The organism is Streptomyces sp. NPDC024632, from assembly GCF_055559175.1.
In genome coordinates, this window is record NZ_JBVHLD010000009.1 from 353,418 (window position 1) to 370,904 (window position 17,487).

The 17,487-nt window shown below is 71.4% G+C and carries 20 protein-coding genes and 2 pseudogenes; 10 read left to right on the top strand and 12 right to left on the bottom strand.

The annotated features are described in order from the left end of the window. Positions 1-64: 64 nt before the first annotated feature. Positions 65-238 carry a ribbon-helix-helix domain-containing protein gene (locus tag ACZ37P_RS21280; RefSeq protein WP_467348067.1) on the bottom strand — a complete coding sequence of 58 codons (174 nt, stop codon included), beginning with the start codon at positions 236-238 and terminating at the stop codon, positions 65-67. Between the two features lie 80 nt (positions 239-318). Here ACZ37P_RS21280 and ACZ37P_RS21285 point away from each other — a divergent pair, with 80 nt between their 5' ends. Beyond that, positions 319-507 carry a hypothetical protein gene (locus ACZ37P_RS21285; protein ID WP_467348069.1) on the top strand — a complete coding sequence of 63 codons (189 nt, stop codon included), beginning with the start codon at positions 319-321 and terminating at the stop codon, positions 505-507. Positions 508-509: 2 nt separating this feature from the next. Here ACZ37P_RS21285 and ACZ37P_RS21290 read toward each other — a convergent pair whose 3' ends face one another. The 9 genes from ACZ37P_RS21290 to ACZ37P_RS21330 form a co-directional block, all read right to left on the bottom strand. Then, a complete protein-coding gene (locus tag ACZ37P_RS21290; protein WP_467348070.1) occupies positions 510-1,133 on the bottom strand; it encodes a hypothetical protein in 624 nt (207 codons plus the stop codon). Between the two features lie 11 nt (positions 1,134-1,144). Beyond that, positions 1,145-1,609, bottom strand: coding sequence for a hypothetical protein (locus ACZ37P_RS21295; protein ID WP_467348071.1), 465 nt, complete (start codon positions 1,607-1,609; stop codon positions 1,145-1,147). Positions 1,610-1,642: 33 nt separating this feature from the next. Next, positions 1,643-1,888: a hypothetical protein gene (locus ACZ37P_RS21300; protein ID WP_467348073.1), complete on the bottom strand. Its 246-nt coding sequence runs from the start codon at positions 1,886-1,888 to the stop codon at positions 1,643-1,645. Between the two features lie 35 nt (positions 1,889-1,923). Beyond that, positions 1,924-4,503 carry a DUF3987 domain-containing protein gene (locus tag ACZ37P_RS21305; protein WP_467348075.1) on the bottom strand — a complete coding sequence of 860 codons (2,580 nt, stop codon included), beginning with the start codon at positions 4,501-4,503 and terminating at the stop codon, positions 1,924-1,926. Between the two features lie 100 nt (positions 4,504-4,603). After that, positions 4,604-4,930: a hypothetical protein gene (locus ACZ37P_RS21310; protein WP_467348076.1), complete on the bottom strand. Its 327-nt coding sequence runs from the start codon at positions 4,928-4,930 to the stop codon at positions 4,604-4,606. Next, positions 4,927-5,352, bottom strand: coding sequence for a hypothetical protein (locus ACZ37P_RS21315; RefSeq protein WP_467348077.1), 426 nt, complete (start codon positions 5,350-5,352; stop codon positions 4,927-4,929). Before ACZ37P_RS21315 ends, ACZ37P_RS21310 begins: the two co-directional genes overlap by 4 nt. Then, on the bottom strand, positions 5,349-5,534 hold the full coding sequence (locus tag ACZ37P_RS21320) for a hypothetical protein (RefSeq protein ID WP_467348078.1): 186 nt from the start codon (positions 5,532-5,534) through the stop codon (positions 5,349-5,351). Before ACZ37P_RS21320 ends, ACZ37P_RS21315 begins: the two co-directional genes overlap by 4 nt. After that, positions 5,531-6,376, bottom strand: a complete 846-nt coding sequence (locus tag ACZ37P_RS21325; protein WP_467348080.1) for a hypothetical protein — start codon at positions 6,374-6,376, stop codon at positions 5,531-5,533. Before ACZ37P_RS21325 ends, ACZ37P_RS21320 begins: the two co-directional genes overlap by 4 nt. Positions 6,377-6,390: 14 nt before the next feature. Next, positions 6,391-6,711 carry a helix-turn-helix domain-containing protein gene (locus ACZ37P_RS21330; RefSeq protein WP_467348119.1) on the bottom strand — a complete coding sequence of 107 codons (321 nt, stop codon included), beginning with the start codon at positions 6,709-6,711 and terminating at the stop codon, positions 6,391-6,393. Positions 6,712-6,863: 152 nt separating this feature from the next. On the opposite strand from ACZ37P_RS21330, the gene ACZ37P_RS21335 reads away from it, so the two are divergent. After that, a complete protein-coding gene (locus tag ACZ37P_RS21335) occupies positions 6,864-8,039 on the top strand; it encodes a helix-turn-helix domain-containing protein (RefSeq protein ID WP_467348082.1) in 1,176 nt (391 codons plus the stop codon). A 10-nt stretch (positions 8,040-8,049) separates the two neighbouring features. Here ACZ37P_RS21335 and ACZ37P_RS21340 read toward each other — a convergent pair whose 3' ends face one another. After that, on the bottom strand, positions 8,050-9,540 hold the full coding sequence (locus ACZ37P_RS21340) for a recombinase family protein (protein ID WP_467348084.1): 1,491 nt from the start codon (positions 9,538-9,540) through the stop codon (positions 8,050-8,052). 35 nt (positions 9,541-9,575) lie between these two features. On the opposite strand from ACZ37P_RS21340, the pseudogene ACZ37P_RS21345 reads away from it, so the two are divergent. The 6 genes and pseudogenes from ACZ37P_RS21345 to ACZ37P_RS21370 all read left to right on the top strand — a co-directional run. After that, positions 9,576-10,160 (top strand): annotated as a pseudogene (locus ACZ37P_RS21345) (CpaF family protein); the annotation flags it as partial. Positions 10,161-10,437: 277 nt separating this feature from the next. Beyond that, positions 10,438-11,658: a type II secretion system F family protein gene (locus ACZ37P_RS21350; protein ID WP_467348085.1), complete on the top strand. Its 1,221-nt coding sequence runs from the start codon at positions 10,438-10,440 to the stop codon at positions 11,656-11,658. Further along, on the top strand, positions 11,655-12,458 hold the full coding sequence (locus tag ACZ37P_RS21355; protein ID WP_467348087.1) for a type II secretion system F family protein: 804 nt from the start codon (positions 11,655-11,657) through the stop codon (positions 12,456-12,458). Before ACZ37P_RS21350 ends, ACZ37P_RS21355 begins: the two co-directional genes overlap by 4 nt. Before the next feature lie 123 nt (positions 12,459-12,581). Then, the gene (locus ACZ37P_RS21360; RefSeq protein ID WP_467348089.1) at positions 12,582-12,965 is read left to right on the top strand and encodes a DUF4244 domain-containing protein; all 384 of its coding nucleotides are present in this window, start codon (positions 12,582-12,584) and stop codon (positions 12,963-12,965) included. Then, positions 12,952-13,323 carry a TadE family type IV pilus minor pilin gene (locus ACZ37P_RS21365; RefSeq protein WP_467348091.1) on the top strand — a complete coding sequence of 124 codons (372 nt, stop codon included), beginning with the start codon at positions 12,952-12,954 and terminating at the stop codon, positions 13,321-13,323. Before ACZ37P_RS21360 ends, ACZ37P_RS21365 begins: the two co-directional genes overlap by 14 nt. 38 nt (positions 13,324-13,361) lie before the next feature. After that, positions 13,362-13,571, top strand: a pseudogene (locus ACZ37P_RS21370) (Rv3654c family TadE-like protein); the annotation flags it as partial. 72 nt (positions 13,572-13,643) lie between these two features. On the opposite strand, the gene ACZ37P_RS21375 reads toward ACZ37P_RS21370, so the two are convergent. After that, complete coding sequence (locus tag ACZ37P_RS21375; RefSeq protein WP_467348093.1) at positions 13,644-16,250, bottom strand: DEAD/DEAH box helicase; 2,607 nt, start codon at positions 16,248-16,250, stop codon at positions 13,644-13,646. Positions 16,251-16,410: 160 nt separating this feature from the next. Between ACZ37P_RS21375 and bldG the strand changes: the two genes are divergently transcribed. Both bldG and ACZ37P_RS21385 read left to right on the top strand, forming a co-directional pair. Next, positions 16,411-16,752: an anti-sigma factor antagonist BldG gene (bldG, locus tag ACZ37P_RS21380; RefSeq protein ID WP_031520166.1), complete on the top strand. Its 342-nt coding sequence runs from the start codon at positions 16,411-16,413 to the stop codon at positions 16,750-16,752. Between the two features lie 79 nt (positions 16,753-16,831). After that, a complete protein-coding gene (locus ACZ37P_RS21385; RefSeq protein WP_355346130.1) occupies positions 16,832-17,245 on the top strand; it encodes an ATP-binding protein in 414 nt (137 codons plus the stop codon). Positions 17,246-17,487: the final 242 nt, after the last annotated feature.

Below are 17,487 nucleotides of genomic sequence, written 5' to 3' on the forward strand. Positions count from 1 at the left end.
GTTGATCGGTCAGGCCCTGCTGCGGTGGTGAGACACCGCGGCGGGGCCGCTTGCGTTGTGGTGGTCAGGCGTGCTGGTCGATGAGCTGGCGGATCGCGGCCGAACGGCTGATACCTCGGCTCTGCGCGAAGGCGTCCAGCTTGGCGATCTGCTTCGGGTAGAGCGTGATGCCGCCGATGACGCGGCGGTGGACGGTCGCGCGGTGATGTTCCGGGTCCGGCCCGGCGTCGGTGTGCATATGCACAAATTAGCAGTGTGTGCATATGCACGGCAAGGGGATCGCTCGACCAATGCATATGCAAGCTCTAACCTGGGCGAATGGTCAGCCGCGCCAAGGACACACACACCACGAACCGGGTCATCCGCGTCCCCGACGACGACTGGACCGACCTCGGCGAACTCGTCGGCGACCGCCACCGCGCGGAGACCATCCGGGCTTTCATCGAGTGGTACCTGCGGCGGCCTGGTGCCGAGCTTCCCGCCCGGCCAGACGACCCGCAGGACTGACATCACGATGCGTGGCCCATCTCTCCCTGGGTCTTGCGGAGCCAGGGCCATAGCCGCTGCGGATACTCCGCCTGGCACCAGGCGCACACGATGGCGTCAGCACCTTGCGGCATCCGTAGGACCGCGCCGCACAGCACCCCGTCATAGAGCGCCGGGCAGTGCCCCAGGCGCACGCCGACCCGCTCAGTCGGCGCCGTGATCGAGCTGACATCCCGGTACAGGTCGTGGATCTCCCGCGCGAATTCGCCCGCCTGCGGCCAGAACGCGGCGATCCACGGCAGCTCGGCGATGAGCCCCTTCACCGCGGCGTGCACGCGGGGCTCCACGCCCGGCGCCAGCCGCGGCGGCGCCCACCGCCGGTCGTCGTGCAGGGCGGTCCGCCAGTCCTCCAGGACACCGACGATCCCGCCGGGGCCGCGCAGCACCAGCGGGCGCTCGACGAGCGGCATCGGCGCGTCGGCCTGGCTGCCGTGGCCGCCGTTGCCGCGGGGCCAGTTCGACCCGAGCGGCACCAGTTCCTCGGCGAGATCGCGGTACAGGTGCGGCATCGCCGCCAACTCCTGGCCAAGGGCCCGCGAACACGCCGCGCACAGGTACGCGTCGTCGTCCTGGGGCTGCTCGCACATCTCGCAGTGGTTCACCGCCCCCCCTGCGTGTCGGCGGTGCCTGCCTCGTCGGCCGGTTCGATACGGGACCGGTACGGGCTGGACATCGGGGAGCCGCCGGGCCAGACCAGGAAGCCACCCTCGGGCAGTTCGCCGCCAGCCTCGACCGTGCCCTCGTTGTCGGTGAGCATCGGTGCCCCGTAGCCAGCGGAGTCGATCACCCAGCCGATGACGGGCTCGGGCTGGATCGAATCGTCCGCGTAGGCGACGTACCAGCCCTGCCCGGGGAGTACGGCGACGATGCTCGGCGTCCGCTGGAGCCGGGCGAAGTTGGGGAATTCGTCGGCGGGCCGGCGGCGGGCGGTGCGCTCGTCGACGACCAGGGCGACGCCGTCGGCGTCCCAACCGTCGACTGGGCGCGCTCGCCCCGTCGACTGGCGTCCGGTGTCGGTGGTGCTGCGGTAGAGGGCGTACCAACCGGTGGGCGAGGTTTCCATGAGGGTGGCTCCTTCGGATGCAGGGGTCGGGGATCAGAGAGCCGGGTCGTAGTTCGGCCGGTAGACGACGCTTCGGTTGAGTTCCCTGAATGACGCCGCGCTGACCACGGTCGGCGGGAAGCCGGGGCCGCCATCGGCGAACGGCAGCAGGATGTCGTTGCCGTCGGAGTCGGTCGCGGGCTTCCACGCGGCGACAGGGTCGAGGTGCTCGACGTCCTCTTCGACTTCGCGGACGTACCAGCCGGGGGCGGCGGGGATGATGCTCGGGGTTTCTGTCATTTCTGTCAGGCACTCCTTAAGCGTGTTTCTGATACTTACTTCTTCTTCCATGTCTCGTCCCAGACGAGGGGGTGAGGCAGGAAGCGAGGGCTCGGGGCCCTGCCCCGCTGCCCTTCCGGCCGGGGCGGAGTGGGAAGAGCGGCGACCCAACCTCGATCCGCGAGCACGTGGATGGCGTCCTGGACCGCCTCGGAGGTGACGCCGTCCGGCCCCCACGCGTTGCCGTCGACGCCCCGCTGCGCGTCCCGCACGGTGAACGGTTCCTGCCGCTTGTCTTCCTTGCGACGGCGCAGCCAGTCCAGGACGTCGCGGGCGGGCATGAGCTTCGCGTCGCGGTTGGCGCCCATCAGGTCCAGGCACAGCCGGGCGTGGGTGATGAAGTACGGCGCCAGCGCGAGGGCGTCGGTCAGCCGCTCCACTGTCACCTGCGTGGCGGCCGGGTCCTCGTACAGGGTGATGAGGGCGGCGACCCTGGCGAGCTTGCCTGGCAGCTTGCTCGCCCACGAGGCCAGCTGGTGCAGGTCGCCGCCGCGGCGGAGCCGCTCCTGCATCTGTTCCTGGAACACGTACATCGCCTCGCTGGCCTCGTCCGTGAAGGAGACGGGCGTCACCAGTACGCTCGCCCACAGCCTGTTGACGAGGGCGCGCAGCCGGTCCCGCAGGTCGTCGAGCAGGAGGCCGGGGATGGGGACGGAGCCGCGCGGGTCCTGATAGCCCAGCCGCGAGGACGGGAAGCCGTAGAGGAACCTCTGCACGAAGCCGTTGTGCAGCATCTCGTCGTCCTTCTTGCGGCCGAGCTGCTCCAGGATGATCGGCTGGACGAGCAGCCCGATTGCCAGGTGGGCGCTTTCCATCTGGATCGAGTCGCGGCCGATGCGGTCGACGGGCATCGCCTTGCCGTCGTACGCGTCGAGCGCGAAGCCGGTGTCGGAGGCGCCGCTGTTGTAGAGGCCGCCCATCTGCTTGATGAGCGTGCCCTCGGAGTGGATGACGGCCATCCGGCCGCCCTGCTGCGCGGCTCGCAGTGGCATGGCGGCCGGCGTGATGTCGCCGAACAGGAGCCGCGGCGGCTCGGGGACGGGGCCCAGCTCGCGGAGTTCACGCTTCGCGAGGCGGGCCTCGTCCATCAGTAGCTCTCGCTTGTCCGCCTTCGCCTTGATGGCGGCTTTCTCGGCGTCCTCCAGCCGTGCCTGCGCAATCTTCACCTGCTGTTCGGCATCCTCGATCTCTGGGATGGCCTTCGCCTGGAGGTCCCGCTCGATGGCGCGCAGCGCGTCGCTGAACGGGCCTTCAGCGGCGCTCTTGCGCTCGCCCGCGCCGGCGACGGTTGCTGTCCAGAGCGAGGTGGATTCGGACCAGCCGGGGCGGATACGGACCACAGCCCGGCCGCCGACGGCCGTCGAGATCGCCGCAAGCGCGATCATCGCGGGGATGTCGGGAGCCACCTGCACCTGTGCGGTGACCGCGTCGACGACGGCCGCCAGCTCGGGGCCGAGGAGTTTGACCGGGAACGGGGTGAGCTGCGGTCGGTCGATCGAGAGGGGCTCTTCCCACTCGTCTTCTACCCCTACGGAGTGCCTGACAGAATTGACAGAATCAGGGTCCTGCGGCGCTGACACCTCCGTGTCGCTCCAGTCGATCGGCGGCCCGTCATCGGGTGCGACGAGCGCCCGCAGGGCTGCCGTGTCATCCCGCCGGGACGCCGGCGGCCACGGGTGCCGGGGGCTCTGCATCCCCTTGGTGAGCCCGGAATTGATGGTCGCCCGCGCCCTGCCCTCCGGGTGGTTGCCCGCGATGGCGGCGGACAGCAGTGCCTCGCGGGCCTCGCTCTCGCTGATCGCGCCGGTGCCGACGAGCGTGCCGACGTTGAAGGCCGCCCGGTTGATCGTGTCGTTCTGCATCCCGTCGAGCGCGCCGGTGATGGCGTCGCACTCGGCTTGGACAGCCTTGCGGGTGTAGGCGTCCTGGTTGCCGACGGCCGCCGTGAACGAGCCCGGGGGCAGGGGCGGGCGCGGCGCGGGAGGACGGATCATCTCGATGAGCCAGTCGGGCGCGGGCGCGGGGTGGGTGTCGTCGCGGACGGTGTACGGGCCCTTGACTGACACCGACGGCGGAGCGACGACCTGGCCGCCGTCCGCGCGGATGTCGAGGCCAGCGCCGAGCTTCCCCGCGCTGTTGCGCGGGTTGAAGCCGGGCCAGGCGAAGTAGAAGTGGAGGCCGCCGGAGCCGGTCTCGACGCGCCACGTCGCGGGCATCCGGCCGTGGACCGCCTCGAGTGCGGTGAGGCTGTCGAGGCCGCCGCTGTCAGGGTCGACGTCGAGGACGAAGACGCCGGACGCCTCGCCCGTGGCGATGCCGATGTTGGCCGCTGGCCGGGCACGCCACCAGTCGGCGATGGTCGCCCAGTTGGCGCTCGCGTCCTTCTGCCAGCTGGCGTGCACGGGGTGCTTTCCGCCCTGGCGGTAGTCGTGTTTCGGGTCGGCCTTCGGGTTGCCGCAGGTGCATCGGCCGTCGACCTGGTGGTGCAGGGGCAGGACTCGCCACCCGCGCGCGCCGTACTGCTGGGCGCTGGCGATCATCCGGGGCGGAGCGGCCCCTGCGGTGGTGCTGTTCACGAACGGTGGCTCGATTCTGTCCGTGCCGATGGGGTGTCCGTGGTGCACGCCGGGCCCGGAGCCTTCAGGGAGGTTCCGGGCCCGGCGGCGCGCGGCCGGACTACCCGGTGAGCCGCCGCGTCCGGCCGAGGGCGGCGGCCAGCACCGCCCTCGTCTCGGCGACAACGCCTTGGTCGGCGCCGACGATCTCGACCTCCGCAGCGTCCAAGAGCGCCCCCGCGATCAAGTCGGCGTCCCAGGCGATCAGCCCCGTGCGGGCGTCACCGACGTCAAGGCGGACGATGCTGCCCGCCGGGCAGTAGGGGATGCCCCCGTACTCCTGTGTCGGCTGCGGGGGCCGCACCAGTCGACTGTCGGCAGCAAGGTGCACCACGAAGACGGCGCGTACCGCAGGGCCGTCCGTACGGATCGGCTGAGGGTCGCTCATTTCGTCCCCTTCCTGGCCAGGGTGAGACGCCGCCGCAGGAGGGCCAGCTCGTCGAGGACATTGGTCAATGCCGAGGCGCTCACGCCGTCGACCGTGGCGTGTTCGGTGACCGGATGGACCGTGCCGAGTGCGTCGTAGAGCTCGTTCACGTCGTCACCTTCGAGGTAGGTCTTCACCTTCGCGTCCGCATCGGCCAGTTGGCGGGCGCGCTCCTCGTCGTGGAGCCGCAGGATGTACGCCACGAACAGGCTGTCCAGCGTCTTTGCCTGCTGCACCGGGGTGAGCTGCATCCAGGCGCGGTGGCCGATGGACGCCACGTCCACACCCGCAGGGTGTGTCCGGTGATACTCGGCGCGGGCTTCCTGCACCGCGGCGAGGAAGCCGGTGGAGTCGTCGGCGACGATGTCCTCGAACTCGTTCATGCCGCCGCCTTCCGGGTGCTGCTGCCGCCCCAGAGGGCGACTCGGATCGCGGCCCGCTGCTCGGGCGTGAGGGGCGGGGCCGAGTTGGCGATCCGCTCAACGAGGTCCCAGTACCGGTCACCGCCACGGCGGGCCGGACGGCCGAGGCCACCCCCGGCCGCCGGGACGGGTGCCGCGCTCATACCGTGGCCTGCTCGACGAGCACGTCGCGCATGGCGCGGAGCTTGGGGAGCAGCCCTTCGAGGTCGGCGATGAGCTTGTCGGCGCCCTCGACGTCGAGTTCGGCGTCACCGCTCGATTCGCCGTAGATGCACAGCCGCGCCGGACCATCGGGCGTGCCGTCCAAGCCCGGCGGGGTGTAGAGCAGCGCCTTCAGCAGGGCGCCGTGGTCTCCGGCCGCGGTGATGCTCTCCGCGTGCTCGAAGTCCGTCGGCGGGACGTACCCCGACTGCTCAAGGTGGGCGGCCTGCCTACGGGCCTGGTCGTGCCACTGCTGCACGGTGTCCAGGAACTCACCGGTCTCCGGGCCGATGAACGCTAGCTCGTCGTCATCCGGGTTGCCGGTGGACACCCACAGGCCGACCTTCCCGTACTCGCTGTCCACGTAGAGCTGAGAGGTGAGCAGCACGCCGCAGGACAGCGGGTCAGCGCCCTCGGGGGCCGGGATGGGGAGGTGGTTCTTCTCGCCGTAGTGCTCGGTGTGGATCAGGCCGTGGTCGTTGCGGGTCTCGCACGCGCCGGGCTTGCACCAGGCGTAGTGGCCGTCTTCGGTGGCCGGGACCCGGGCGAGGACGGCCTCGTCGACGTGCATCTTCAGGGCGGTGAGGACGGCCTCGTAGGCGGTGTTCTCGGGGTCCCAGGCGACGCGCATCTCGGGGCCGTACTGCTTGAACAGGGCGACGGTGCCGGGCGTGAGGGGCGTCTCCTCGATCCGGACGCGGGTGATCTGTTCGGGGGTGGCGCTGTGGGGGCGCTGGTCCTTGGTGGGCGTCGCCGTTGACGCCTCGGGGATTACGCTGGTCATGAGCGTGCTCTCTTCTACTTGCCAGTGGTTGCGGTAGTGCGCTCGGCTAGCGGCGTCGGGATGGCAGTCCCGGCGCCGTCGCCGTTGTTCTCGCTGTCCGCCGTCGACTCGGTGGGGTCCTCGCTGAGGCTCGTCAGCCACTCATCCACGCTGGTGCGACGGGCGCGGAGGTGCTTGCCAACGCGGACCCACTTCGGGCCGAGCCCGCGGGTCTTCCAGCCGTAGATCGTGGACTTCGGAATCTTCAGCTCGTCGGCGAGGTCGTCGACGGAGACCCACGTGTGCTCACACCGCTCGTCAGGCGGGGCGCAGCCGGGCGTCTCCATGGTTGGCATCACTTGCCGTCCTCCAGAGTTTGGTCTCTGACGCTGCAAACCCTGTACCGGCAGCCCTACCGGTGTCAAGCGTCAGGAATCTGACGCTGCATACCGGCCATCCGCGCCCCCGCGTCTGGCGTCAGAGGCCGCATGGCGCTTACCTTGGCGCTATGACGAACGACGGCAAGCCACAGGCACTAGCGGCAATCATCGGCGATCGCCTCAAGTTGTTCCGTGAGGAAAAGTCGCTCCGGCAGGCTGATATTGCTGCGGCGGCGGCCGGGTTTGGGCTCCGCTGGGGGCGTTCAAGCATTGCCGCTATTGAATCGGGTGCGAGAAATCTTAGCGTGGAGGAGTTGTTCCTACTGCCCCTAGTAATTGGAACTACTGGCGGGTGGGACAAGCCTCTAGTGCCTGAAGATTCGTGCATCGCACTTACTGACCGAACGCACGTCGACACCGGTTCGTTGGCATTTGCTTTCTTTCGACTGATGAACCCGATTCCGGAAACGCAGTCAGTTGCCGCTACTGAGGAGGATTATGATGCCTCTGGAACGAGCGTTCGTCTGTTCGGGAGGGCTCAGTTTGACGAGCTAGAATCGGCGCGTGCGACGGCAGTGTATGCGGCATGGAGGGTAATTGCGGCGCGCGTCTATCCTGATCTCTCGGCAAAAGATCTACACGATGTCGCCGAAGGAGATTTCGAGCTATCCCAAAAACTCTCCAAGAGAATTGTTTTCCCAGACGCCAAGCATGTCTCCTGGCAAGCCGTAGGCGTTTTTTCCCTCGGACTCTGGGGGAGAACGTTCGGCCAGGAACGCGACCGTCGGGCGGATGATCAGGCGTATACCAGTCCACGCTCAAAGCAAAGTGCCCGAGGTCATGCGACGCGAGAGATGATCTCCGAGATAGAGCTTGAGGCTGCTCGGCATTGGAAAATCGTGGAGGAAACGTTCGCGCCCCTTGATGAAATTTGGGACGACGGGACGGCACTCGAAGACTGGGCGCATAGGGAACGAATGCGGACGCCGACTTATGCGCTTCGCGAAAGGCAACGCAGGGCGATCGAACGATTTGAGAGAGACCCTAACGCTGCTCAAGTGGCTTCCCATATCGGAGATCAACTTAAGCGAGCGCGTGAAGATATCGGGCTTTCTCTGGAGGAAATGAAAGAGTTCACAGGGATGCAGCCAGTCGCTATCCAGGGCATCGAGAGCGGATTTTCACTCAAAGTCGCTTCTCGTCAACGGGCGCGTAGTCACATTCGTAGTTATGCTCACGCTGTGAGAATTGATCCTCAGCCGTTGATTGACATGTTCGAGGAAGTAGCGCCAAAGGAAGATTAGTGGGGTCTGGTCAGTCGGATTTCTCGCGCAGCCAATCGAAGTCGATGCTCTCCATGTCCTGGTAAGCGCCATCCGGCATTCGTCCCCGTCGGCCGGGCTTCACCGTCACCGTCACCAGGGTGCGCAGAACGGTCCGCCGCTGGTCGAGGTCCTTGGACGCCCACACCGCCCACGGATCGTCGACACCGACGAAGTCCACCAGCGGGTCCTTTGCCGCCGCCGTGGCCAGCCGCGCCAGAGCCGTCTGAAGTTGGGCATTCGCCACCCGACTGCCCTCGGCGAGCTGGGACGCGTCGATCGTGCCCGCGCCGAACATGCCCGACAGATCCGTGAGGCGCTGCCGCAGCAGAACGACCTGCCCCTGCATCTCGGCGATGTCCTCGCCACTGGCCGCGGGCAGCAACAGATCTACGGCGTCAGGGCGGCCCAGCCGCTTGAGGATGACGTCGGTGACGAACCCATCAAGGATGTCGGCCCGGCGCGTCACCTGCCCAAGCTGGCAACGGTAAGCGGGGCGGTGGCCCTTGTTTCCCGACTGCGACACCTTCATCGGGCCGCCGCACGCACAGCCCTCCTTGCCGCACTGGTACAGCAGGCTGCCCAGCCACTTCGGCTGGTTGCCCGGCGTGGTGCGCCGCGCAGGATCCTGGAGCAGCGCGACGAGAGCCCGCCATGTCGGCTCGGGGACGATCGGGGACCACGCCGCCGCGCCGATCTCCTTGCCGCGGTACACAGCAATCCCCGCGTTCCGCGGCCGCAGCAGCATGTCCCGGAACTCCGTCGTCGTCCATGGATTTCCCTGCGTGGTCAGGAGGCCCTTGTCGTTCACGAGCTTGGTTCGCGAGCGCAGGCTCTCCCCGGCGAGCAGGGCCTCGGTCGCCTCCAGCACCGCGCGGGCTTCCTCGGGCACGACCTGGTTGTAGTCCAGGACCGGGACGTCGTACTCTTCGCCCGTCTCCGGGTCGGTCGCCTTCCGCACCTCGTCAGTGGGCACACCCCACCCGAAGGGCCGGATGCCGCCGCCCCACTGGCCGGTCTGAGCCTTCTGGAGCCGCGCACGCCGTACGCGCTCGCCCTTGTGCTCGGACTCCTGTCGGGCGACCGCGCCGAGGATGCGCGCCGTCATCCGGCCAGACGGCGTGGACAGGTCGATGACGCCGGCCTGGCAGGTGTGCGTCGAGACCCCGCGCCGCTCGCTGAGGTTGATGTACTCCTCAAGCTCCAGCGGGGAACGGTGCAGCCGGTCGGTGTGCCAGGCGATGACGATCGTGGCGGTGCCCGTGTCGAGGTCGGCGAGCATGCGGCGGTAGTGCTTGCGGGTCTTTCCGCTGAAGGCCGAGACGTCGTTGTCGACGTAGACCTCGATGACCTCCCAGCCGTTGCGCTTCGCCAGGGCCTCGCAGTCCTCGCGCTGGCGGTCGACGCCGAGCCCGGCGCCGGTGCGGTCCTGGCTGATCCGCACGTAGATCACGGCGCGGATGGGGGAGTTGGTCGGGGTCATTTCATCAGCATGGCACTTAGAACTGTCCCAGTCTGGGTTTCGGGAAGACCACACTCCTGAGCTGCCTGCTCGGCCTCGTCGACCCCGCGGCCCGCATCGTCCTGGCCGAGGACTCCGCCGAGTTGCGCCCCGACCACCCGCACGTCGTCCGCCTGGAGACCCGCCCCGCCAACCAGGAGGGCGCGGGACACGTCACCCTGCGGGACCTCGTCCGCCAGGCGCTGCGCATGCGCCCCGACCGGCTCGTGGTCGGCGAGGTCCGCGGCGCCGAGGTCACCGACCTCCTGAGCGCGCTGAACACCGGCCACGAAGGCGGCTGCGGCACCGTCCACGCCAACGCCGCCGCCGACGTCCCGGCCCGCCTCGAAGCCCTCGGCTCCACCGCGGGCCTCGACCGGGCCGCCCTGCACAGCCAGTTGGCCGCCGCACTCGCCGTCGTCATCCACCTCGTCCGCGACAGCTCCGGCCTGCGCCGCCTCGCCGAGATCCACGTACTCAAACGGGGCTCCGACGGCCTGGTCGCCACCGTGCCCGCCCTGCTCCGCGACGCCCGCGGACACCACGAACGCGGCCCCGGCTGGGACCGGTTGGCGGCACTGTGCTCGGCAGGTGCGTCATGAGCGCCCTGCTTTCTCAACCTGATGTCGTGCGGGCTGCCGCCCGGTGTGCCTGTTCTGTTGCTCGCGGGGCTTCGCTGGCGCGCCTCGAATCCCCCTGGCCTGGGCTGCGAGCCGCGGGTCGCGCATCGCTGGGCGGGTGCGTCATGAGCGCCCCGGTCTGTCCACCCTCGGTCGTGGGGGCTGCCGCCCGGCGCGCTGTTCTGGCGGGGGCGGGGGTTCGCTGGTGCTGCGGTCCGGGCCGTGAGCCGGGGATCGGACATTGCCGGGCAGGTGCGTCATGAGCGCGGCGACCTATCAGCCCTCGGTCGTGTGGGCCGCTGCCCTCTGCGCTGCCCTGGCCCTCCTCGTGACGCGCTGGCGCACCTCCGATCCCCGCCGCCGGGCGCGCGATCTGCTCATCGGACCAGGACCTGAAGAGGCGGGGGAGGGCGAGCGGGGGCCGGCCACCGGCGAGCAGCGGGCGAATCCCCTGGCACGGCTGAGGAAGGCGGGGGAGAGGGCTCGCCGCGAGTGGGCGGTCCGGCTTGCGAGGTGGCGCGACGGACGGACGGCGGGCCGTCGCCGGGCGTGGGCGCCGCTGCGGATCGCCGCACGGTTCGCCGGTCGGCGCGGCCGGGTCGGGCCCGAGGCGGTGTGCCTGCCGGTGGGCGGTGGGCTGGGGCTGCTGTCGGGATCGGTACTGCCGGTGGTCGCGGGCGCCGTGGCGGTGCCCCTGGTGGGGCGGGCGTTGCGACGGCGGGGCGAGCGGGCGGCGGCCGAGCGCGGGGCGGTCGCGGTGAGCGCGCTGTGCGGCACCGTGGCCGGAGACCTCAGGGCCGGACGGCCACCGCACGCGGCGCTGACCGACGCGGTCGAGTCGGCGGCTTGGCCCGCCTCGCCCGACCTCGCCGACGCGGCACGAATGGTGCTGTCGGCGGCCAGATTCGGCGGCGACGTGCCGCACGCGCTGCGGGAGGCGTCCCGGCTCGGCGCGGGGACGCACGGGCTCGCCGCGGTCGCCGCCTGCTGGCAGGTCGCGGTGGACGGCGGCGCAGGACTGGCCGCCGCGCTCGACCGGGTCGCCGCGGCGCTACGGGCGGACGCCGATCAACGCGACGACCTGCGCGCCCAGTTGGCGGGTCCGAGGTCCACGGCGGTGCTGCTCGCGCTGCTGCCGCTGTTCGGCGTCGTGCTCGGCGCGGGCCTGGGCGCCGGCCCCTCAAGAGTGCTGCTGCACACCCCGGCGGGACTGCTCTGCCTGGTCACGGGCGGCTGCCTGGAATGGGCGGGGCTCGCGTGGACGGCGCGGATCATCCGCGCGGCGGAGGGCGGACCGACGGCGGCCAGAACTCGGCCCCCCGGTCCTGCGAAGGGCGCTTCGACGGCCGCCGTTTCCGTGAGGGACGGTTCCTCGGGGGGCGGCTCTCCAGCGGCCGGTGGCGCGGTGCTTGAGACCGCGACGGTCGGCCGGGGAAAGGCGGCGACCCCGGCGGGGTCGCGGGACCGGGGACGGCCGTGACCGCCGGGAGTGTCCACAGCCTGGGGACAGCCCTCGTGGCGCTCGCGTTGGTGGCGGCTGCGGTGGCCGCCGTCGGCGGGGCGCTGGCCGAGGCGCGGAGGGAGAAAGCGGCGACGCGACGGCTGCGCGCGGCGCTGGGGACCGGGCGGTCGCGGAGGTCCCCCCGGCGGGCGCTGCGGCGGCTCAGGGGACCGCTGCGCGACTGGGGTCCGCCGGTCGCGGCCGGACTGGGGACCGCGACGTTGATCAGCGGGGTGCTGGGCGGCCTGGTGGGGGTCCTCACGGCCCTCGGGGTCAGGAGATCACTCCGGGGGCGGCAGAACGCCACAGAGAGCTCCGAGGCGGACGAGGAGCCCGATCCGTCGGAACTCCCGCTCTGCGTGGACCTGATGGCCGCCTGCCTCGCCGCCGGGGCGTCACCCGGAGAAGCGGCGGGCGCCGTGGGCCGGTCGTTGGCCGGGCCGCTCGGGACCGCGCTGATACGGGTCAGGGCCGAGCTGCGGCTGGGCGACGACCCGGCGGAGTGCTGGCAGCGGTTCGGACGGCTGCCCGCCGCCCGCGAGATGGGGCGCTGCCTGGCCCGCGCCTCCACGACGGGCAGCGCACCGGTCGCGGAGATGTCCCGGCTGGCCGCGGACTACCGGGCCGCGTACGCCCGTTCGGCACTCGCCAGGGCCCGGCGGGCCGCGGTGCACGCCACCGCGCCCCTGGGGGTCTGCTTCCTCCCGGCCTTCCTGCTGGTCGGCGTCGCCCCCGTGGTGATGGGCCTGGCGGGCACCGTCCTCGGCCGCACGGGCTGACACCCCGCCCTGGACCGCACGGGCTGACACGCCGCCCGGACCGCCCGCGCCCGACGCACCACCCGAAGCGAACGACTCGAACAGCCATGTCCACACGCACATCCACGACACCAGGAGATCCCGATGACGCATCAGACGATGGACCAGCACCTCGCCCGGACGGCCCAGCCGGCCCTGGTGAAATCGATCAACTCGATCAACTCGAAGAACGCGCCCGGTGCGAGGGCCTCGGCTCCGCCCGCGCTCCGGGTGCCGCCGGTGCCGCGCGCGGTTCGCCTGGCGCGGGCCGAGCGGCGGCGGTGGGTCGCCCGGATGCGGCGGAGGGCGGCGCGGTACGGGGACGTGAGCCGTACGGCGGCGGAGGCGGGGATGAGCACGGCCGAGTACGCGGTGGGGACGATCGCGGCGTGCGGGTTCGCGGCGGTGCTCTACAAGATCGTGACGAGCGGGCCGGTGCGCTCGGCGTTGACCGGCGTGATCGTGAAGGCACTCCATGTGCCGTTCTGAGCGGGGCCGCCCGCCGCGCGACCAGGGGTATGTGACGGCGGAGGCCGCCATGGTGATCCCGATGCTGGTGGCGCTCACCGCCGCCCTGATCTGGGGCCTGATGGCGGCCGCGGCGCAGGTGCGGTGCGTGGACGCGGCGCGGGCTGGGGCGCGTGCCGCGGCGCGCTCCGAGGCGCCGGGCGAGGTGCTGCGGGCGGCGCGGGAGGCCGCGCCGTCCGGAGCGCGGGTCGGCGTGGAGCGGTCGGGCGACCTGATCCGGGTCCGGGTCACCGTCCCGGCGCCGCGCTTCCCCGTCACCCTGCGGGCCGAGGCGGTCGCGCTCGCCGAGGACGCCGTGGGCGGGGGTGGGCAACCGTGAAGGCCCCCGCGCCCCTCGGGGACCGGGGCTCCGCCACCGTGTGGTCGCTGGGGCTGATCGCCGTACTGAGCGCGGTCTTCGCCGCCGTGCTCTTCATGGACGAGGCGGTCATCGCCAGGCACCGGGCGGGCGGCGCCGCGGATCTGGCGGCGCTCGCCGCGGCCGACCACGCGCTGGAGGGCCGTACGCGGGCCTGCGGGCTGGCGGCCGAGGTGGCGGCGGCGCAGGGCGCCCGGCTGGTGAGCTGCGTGGTGGCGGGTGAGATCTCCGACGTCACGGCGGAGGTCGACGGCGCCCGTGTGCGGTCCCGCGCGGGACCGTCACTCGACCCCGGTCCCGACCCCGGCCCGGCCGCCGTCGGCGGCACCGGGCGCGGCCTCAGGACCGGTCTCGGCCCAGGATCCGGCCCCGTCCCCTGCCTCATGACCGGCCTCAGACCCGGCCCCGGCCCCGGCCCCGGTGCCGTCCCCCGCCTCATGACCGGCCTCAGGACCGGTCTCGGCCCCGGACCCGGCCCTGTGCCCCGCCTCAGGACCGGCCCCGGGACCGGTCTCGGCGTCGTCAGCGGCCTCGGCGGCGCCCGCCGTCAGCAGGCAGTCCAGGAGGCGGACGGCGGCGGCCTTGTCCAGGGGGTCGTTGCCGTTGCCGCACTTGGGGGACTGGACGCAGGAGGGGCAGCCGAATTCGCATTCGCAGGAGGCGATGGCCTCGCGGGTGGCGGTGAGCCAGGTGCGGGCGGTGTGGAAGGCGCGTTCGGCGAAGCCCGCGCCGCCGGGGTGGCCGTCGTAGACGAAGACGGTGGGCAGGCCGGTGTCGGCGTGCAGGGGTATGGAGACCCCGCCGATGTCCCAGCGGTCGCAGGTCGCGAAGAGCGGGAGGAGACCGATCGCGGCGTGCTCGGCGGCGTGCAGGGCGCCGGGCAGCTCCTCGGGGTGGATCCGGGCGGCGTCCAGTTGCGCGTCCGTGACGGTCCACCACACGGCCCGGGTGCGCAGGGTGCGCGGGGGCAGGTCGAGCTTGGTCTCGCCGAGGATCTCACCGGTGATCAGCTTGCGGCGCAGGAAGGACACCACCTGGTGGGTCACCTCGACGGAGCCGAAGTGGATCCGCGCCTCGCCCCACGGCTCCTCCAGGTCGCCGCTGAGCACCCGGATGTCGGTGGTGTCGCGGGCCATCGTGGAGTAGGACGGGTCGGCGGGTTCGACCAGCGCCACGCCGTCCTCCAGGTCGAGCCGCTTGACCAGGTAGGTGCGGCCCTGGTGGAGGTGGACGGCGCCGTCGTGGACGGCGGTGTGCGCCGAGGAGGCGTCCACCGTGCCCAGCAGCCGTCCGGTCGCCGTCTCCACGACCTGCACGGGACTGCCGCCTTCGCCGCGGATGTCGGTGAGGTCCGCGGCCCGCTCCCGGCGGGTCCAGTACCAGCCGGAGGCGCGCCGGCGCAGCAGCCCGCGCTTCTCCAGCTGCGGCATCAGCGACGCCGCCTCGGGGCCGAACAGGACGAGGTCGTCGTCGGTGAGCGGCAGCTCGGCCGCGGCGGCGCACAGGTGCGGCGCCAGCACGTAGGGATTGTCCGGGTCCAGGACGGTGCTCTCGACGGGCTGCTCGAAGATCGCCTCGGGGTGGTGGACGAGATACGTGTCCAGCGGGTCGTCCCGGCCGACCATGATCGCCAGCGCGCCCTGCCCGGTCCGTCCGGCGCGGCCCGCCTGCTGCCACAGCGAGGCCCGCGTGCCCGGGTAGCCGGCCAGCAGGACCGCGTCGAGGCCGGAGATGTCCACGCCCAGTTCGAGGGCGGAGGTGGAGGCGAGGCCGAGCAGGCGGCCGGAGTGCAGGTCGCGCTCCAGGGCCCGGCGCTCGTCGGCGAGGTAGCCGCCGCGGTAGGCGGCGACCCGCCCGGGAAGCGAGGGGTCGATCTCGGCCAGGCGTTCCTGGGCGATCAGGGCGACCAGTTCCGCGCCGCGCCGGGAGCGGACGAAGGCCACGCTGCGCACGCCCTGGACGACCAGGTCGGTGAGGAGTTCCGCGGTCTCGGCGGTCGCGGTGCGGCGCACGGGAGCGCCGTGCTCGCCGGACAGCTCGGTCAGCGGCGGCTCCCACAGCGCGAAGGCCAGGCCGCCGCGCGGCGACGTGTCCTCGGTCACTTCGGCCACTGGCACCCCGGTGAGCCGGGAGGCGGCCCGCGCCGGGTCCGCGGCCGTCGCGGAGGCGAGCACGAACACCGGCTCGGCCCCGTACCGCGCGCAGACCCGGCGCAGGCGGCGCAGCACCTGGGCGACGTGCGAGCCGAAGACACCGCGGTAGGTGTGGCACTCGTCGATCACCACGTAGCGCAGTTGACGCAGGAAGGAGGCCCAGCGGGCGTGGCCGGGCAGGATGCCGCGGTGCAGCATGTCGGGGTTGGTGAGCACGTAGGTGGCGTACTGCCGGACCCACTCGCGTTCCTCGACGGGGGTGTCGCCGTCGTAGACCGCGGGGCGGATCGCGGTGCCCAGGGGCGCGGCGAGGCGGGTGACGGCGCGGCGCTGGTCGGCGGCCAGGGCCTTGGTGGGGGACAGGTAGAGCGCGGTGGCACCCCGGCCGTTCGGCGCCTCGGAGCCGTCCAGCAGGGCGCTGAGCACCGGTGCCAGATACGCCAGCGACTTCCCGGAGGCGGTTCCGGTGGCCACCACCACCGACTCGCCGCGCGCCGCGTGGCCCGCGGCCAGTGCCTGGTGCTCCCAGGGACGGTCGATCCCGGCCGCGCGGATCGCGTCCACGACCTCGCTTCTGATCGTGTCGGGCCAGGAGGCATGGCGGCCGACCCGCGGGGGCAGGTGCTCCGTATGGGTGATGCGCGCGGCTCGGTCTGCCCCCCTGGCGAGCCGCTCCAAAGCGGTTCGGGGGGACGGGCGGCCGTGCGCCGACTGCGGAAGATGATCCTGGGCCATCGGCACTCAGTGTGTCACCGGCGTGACGGACAATCGCAGTAAGGCGTCGTGCTCGCCCGCTGCGAAGTGATTGAATGCCATCGCGGCCGTCGATCCGTCCCCTACCTTCTGGTGGGGGCCCCAGGGGGGCGCCGCGTCGATGCAAGGTGCTGGAGGATCCGTGGACCTGTCCCTGTCGACCCGAACCGTCGGCGATCGTACGATCGTCGAAGTCGGCGGCGAGATTGATGTGTACACCGCGCCCAAGCTGCGGGAACAGCTTGTGGAGCTTGTGAACGACGGGAGTTACCACCTGGTCGTGGACATGGAGGGAGTGGACTTCCTCGACTCCACCGGCCTGGGTGTGCTCGTCGGCGGGCTGAAGCGGGTGCGTGCTCATGAAGGATCGCTGCGACTGGTGTGCAACCAGGAGCGCATCCTGAAGATTTTCCGTATCACCGGTCTGACCAAGGTGTTCCCGATTCACACCTCGGTCGACGAGGCTGTCGCGGCGACCGACTGACGATCGCCGTCGAGGGGTACCGGACGGGATCACCGTCCGGGCCCCCGTGATGCCCACCCAAAGGACCGAAGGGGAGGCCATGCCCACCGTAGAACTGCTCTTCAGCGCCCAGCCGGAGCATGTGCGAACAGCACGGCTCGTAGCGGCGGCGGTGGCGCGCCGGGCGGGGGTGGACGAGGCGGTTCTGGACGAAGTACGGCTCGCGGTGGGCGAGGCGTGCAGCCGCGCGGTGGGTCTGCACCGTGGCAACGGTGTGGAAGAACCGGTCCGGGTGATGCTGACCGAGGAGGAGAAGAAGTTCTCCATCGAGGTCGCCGACGAGGTCCCGGGCAACGCCTCGGGCTCCGCGTCCGACGCCGCGGGTGACGAGCTGAGCGACGAGGGCGAGATGGGCCTCGCCGTGATCAGTGGCCTGGTCGACGATGTCGAGGTCACCGAGACCGCCACCGGCGGTGTGATCCGCATGAGCTGGCCGATCGTCCCGCCCGTCTGACCGTAGACCGCCCCGCCCGTCCGACCGTGGACCGGCGGCCCTCTCGACCGGCGGAGCCGCTCGACCGGCGGACCGGCTCGACCGGCGGCCCGGCCTGACCGGCACACCGTTCTGAGCGCGACGCGGCCCCCGGCCGCCCCTCAGATCATCTTTCTCGCCTGATCACAGGCGACACTCACTCCTGTTCACAGGCGAACGCCGCGTTCACGAATATCCTTTTTCGACGCGGCACCCTGTTTTGA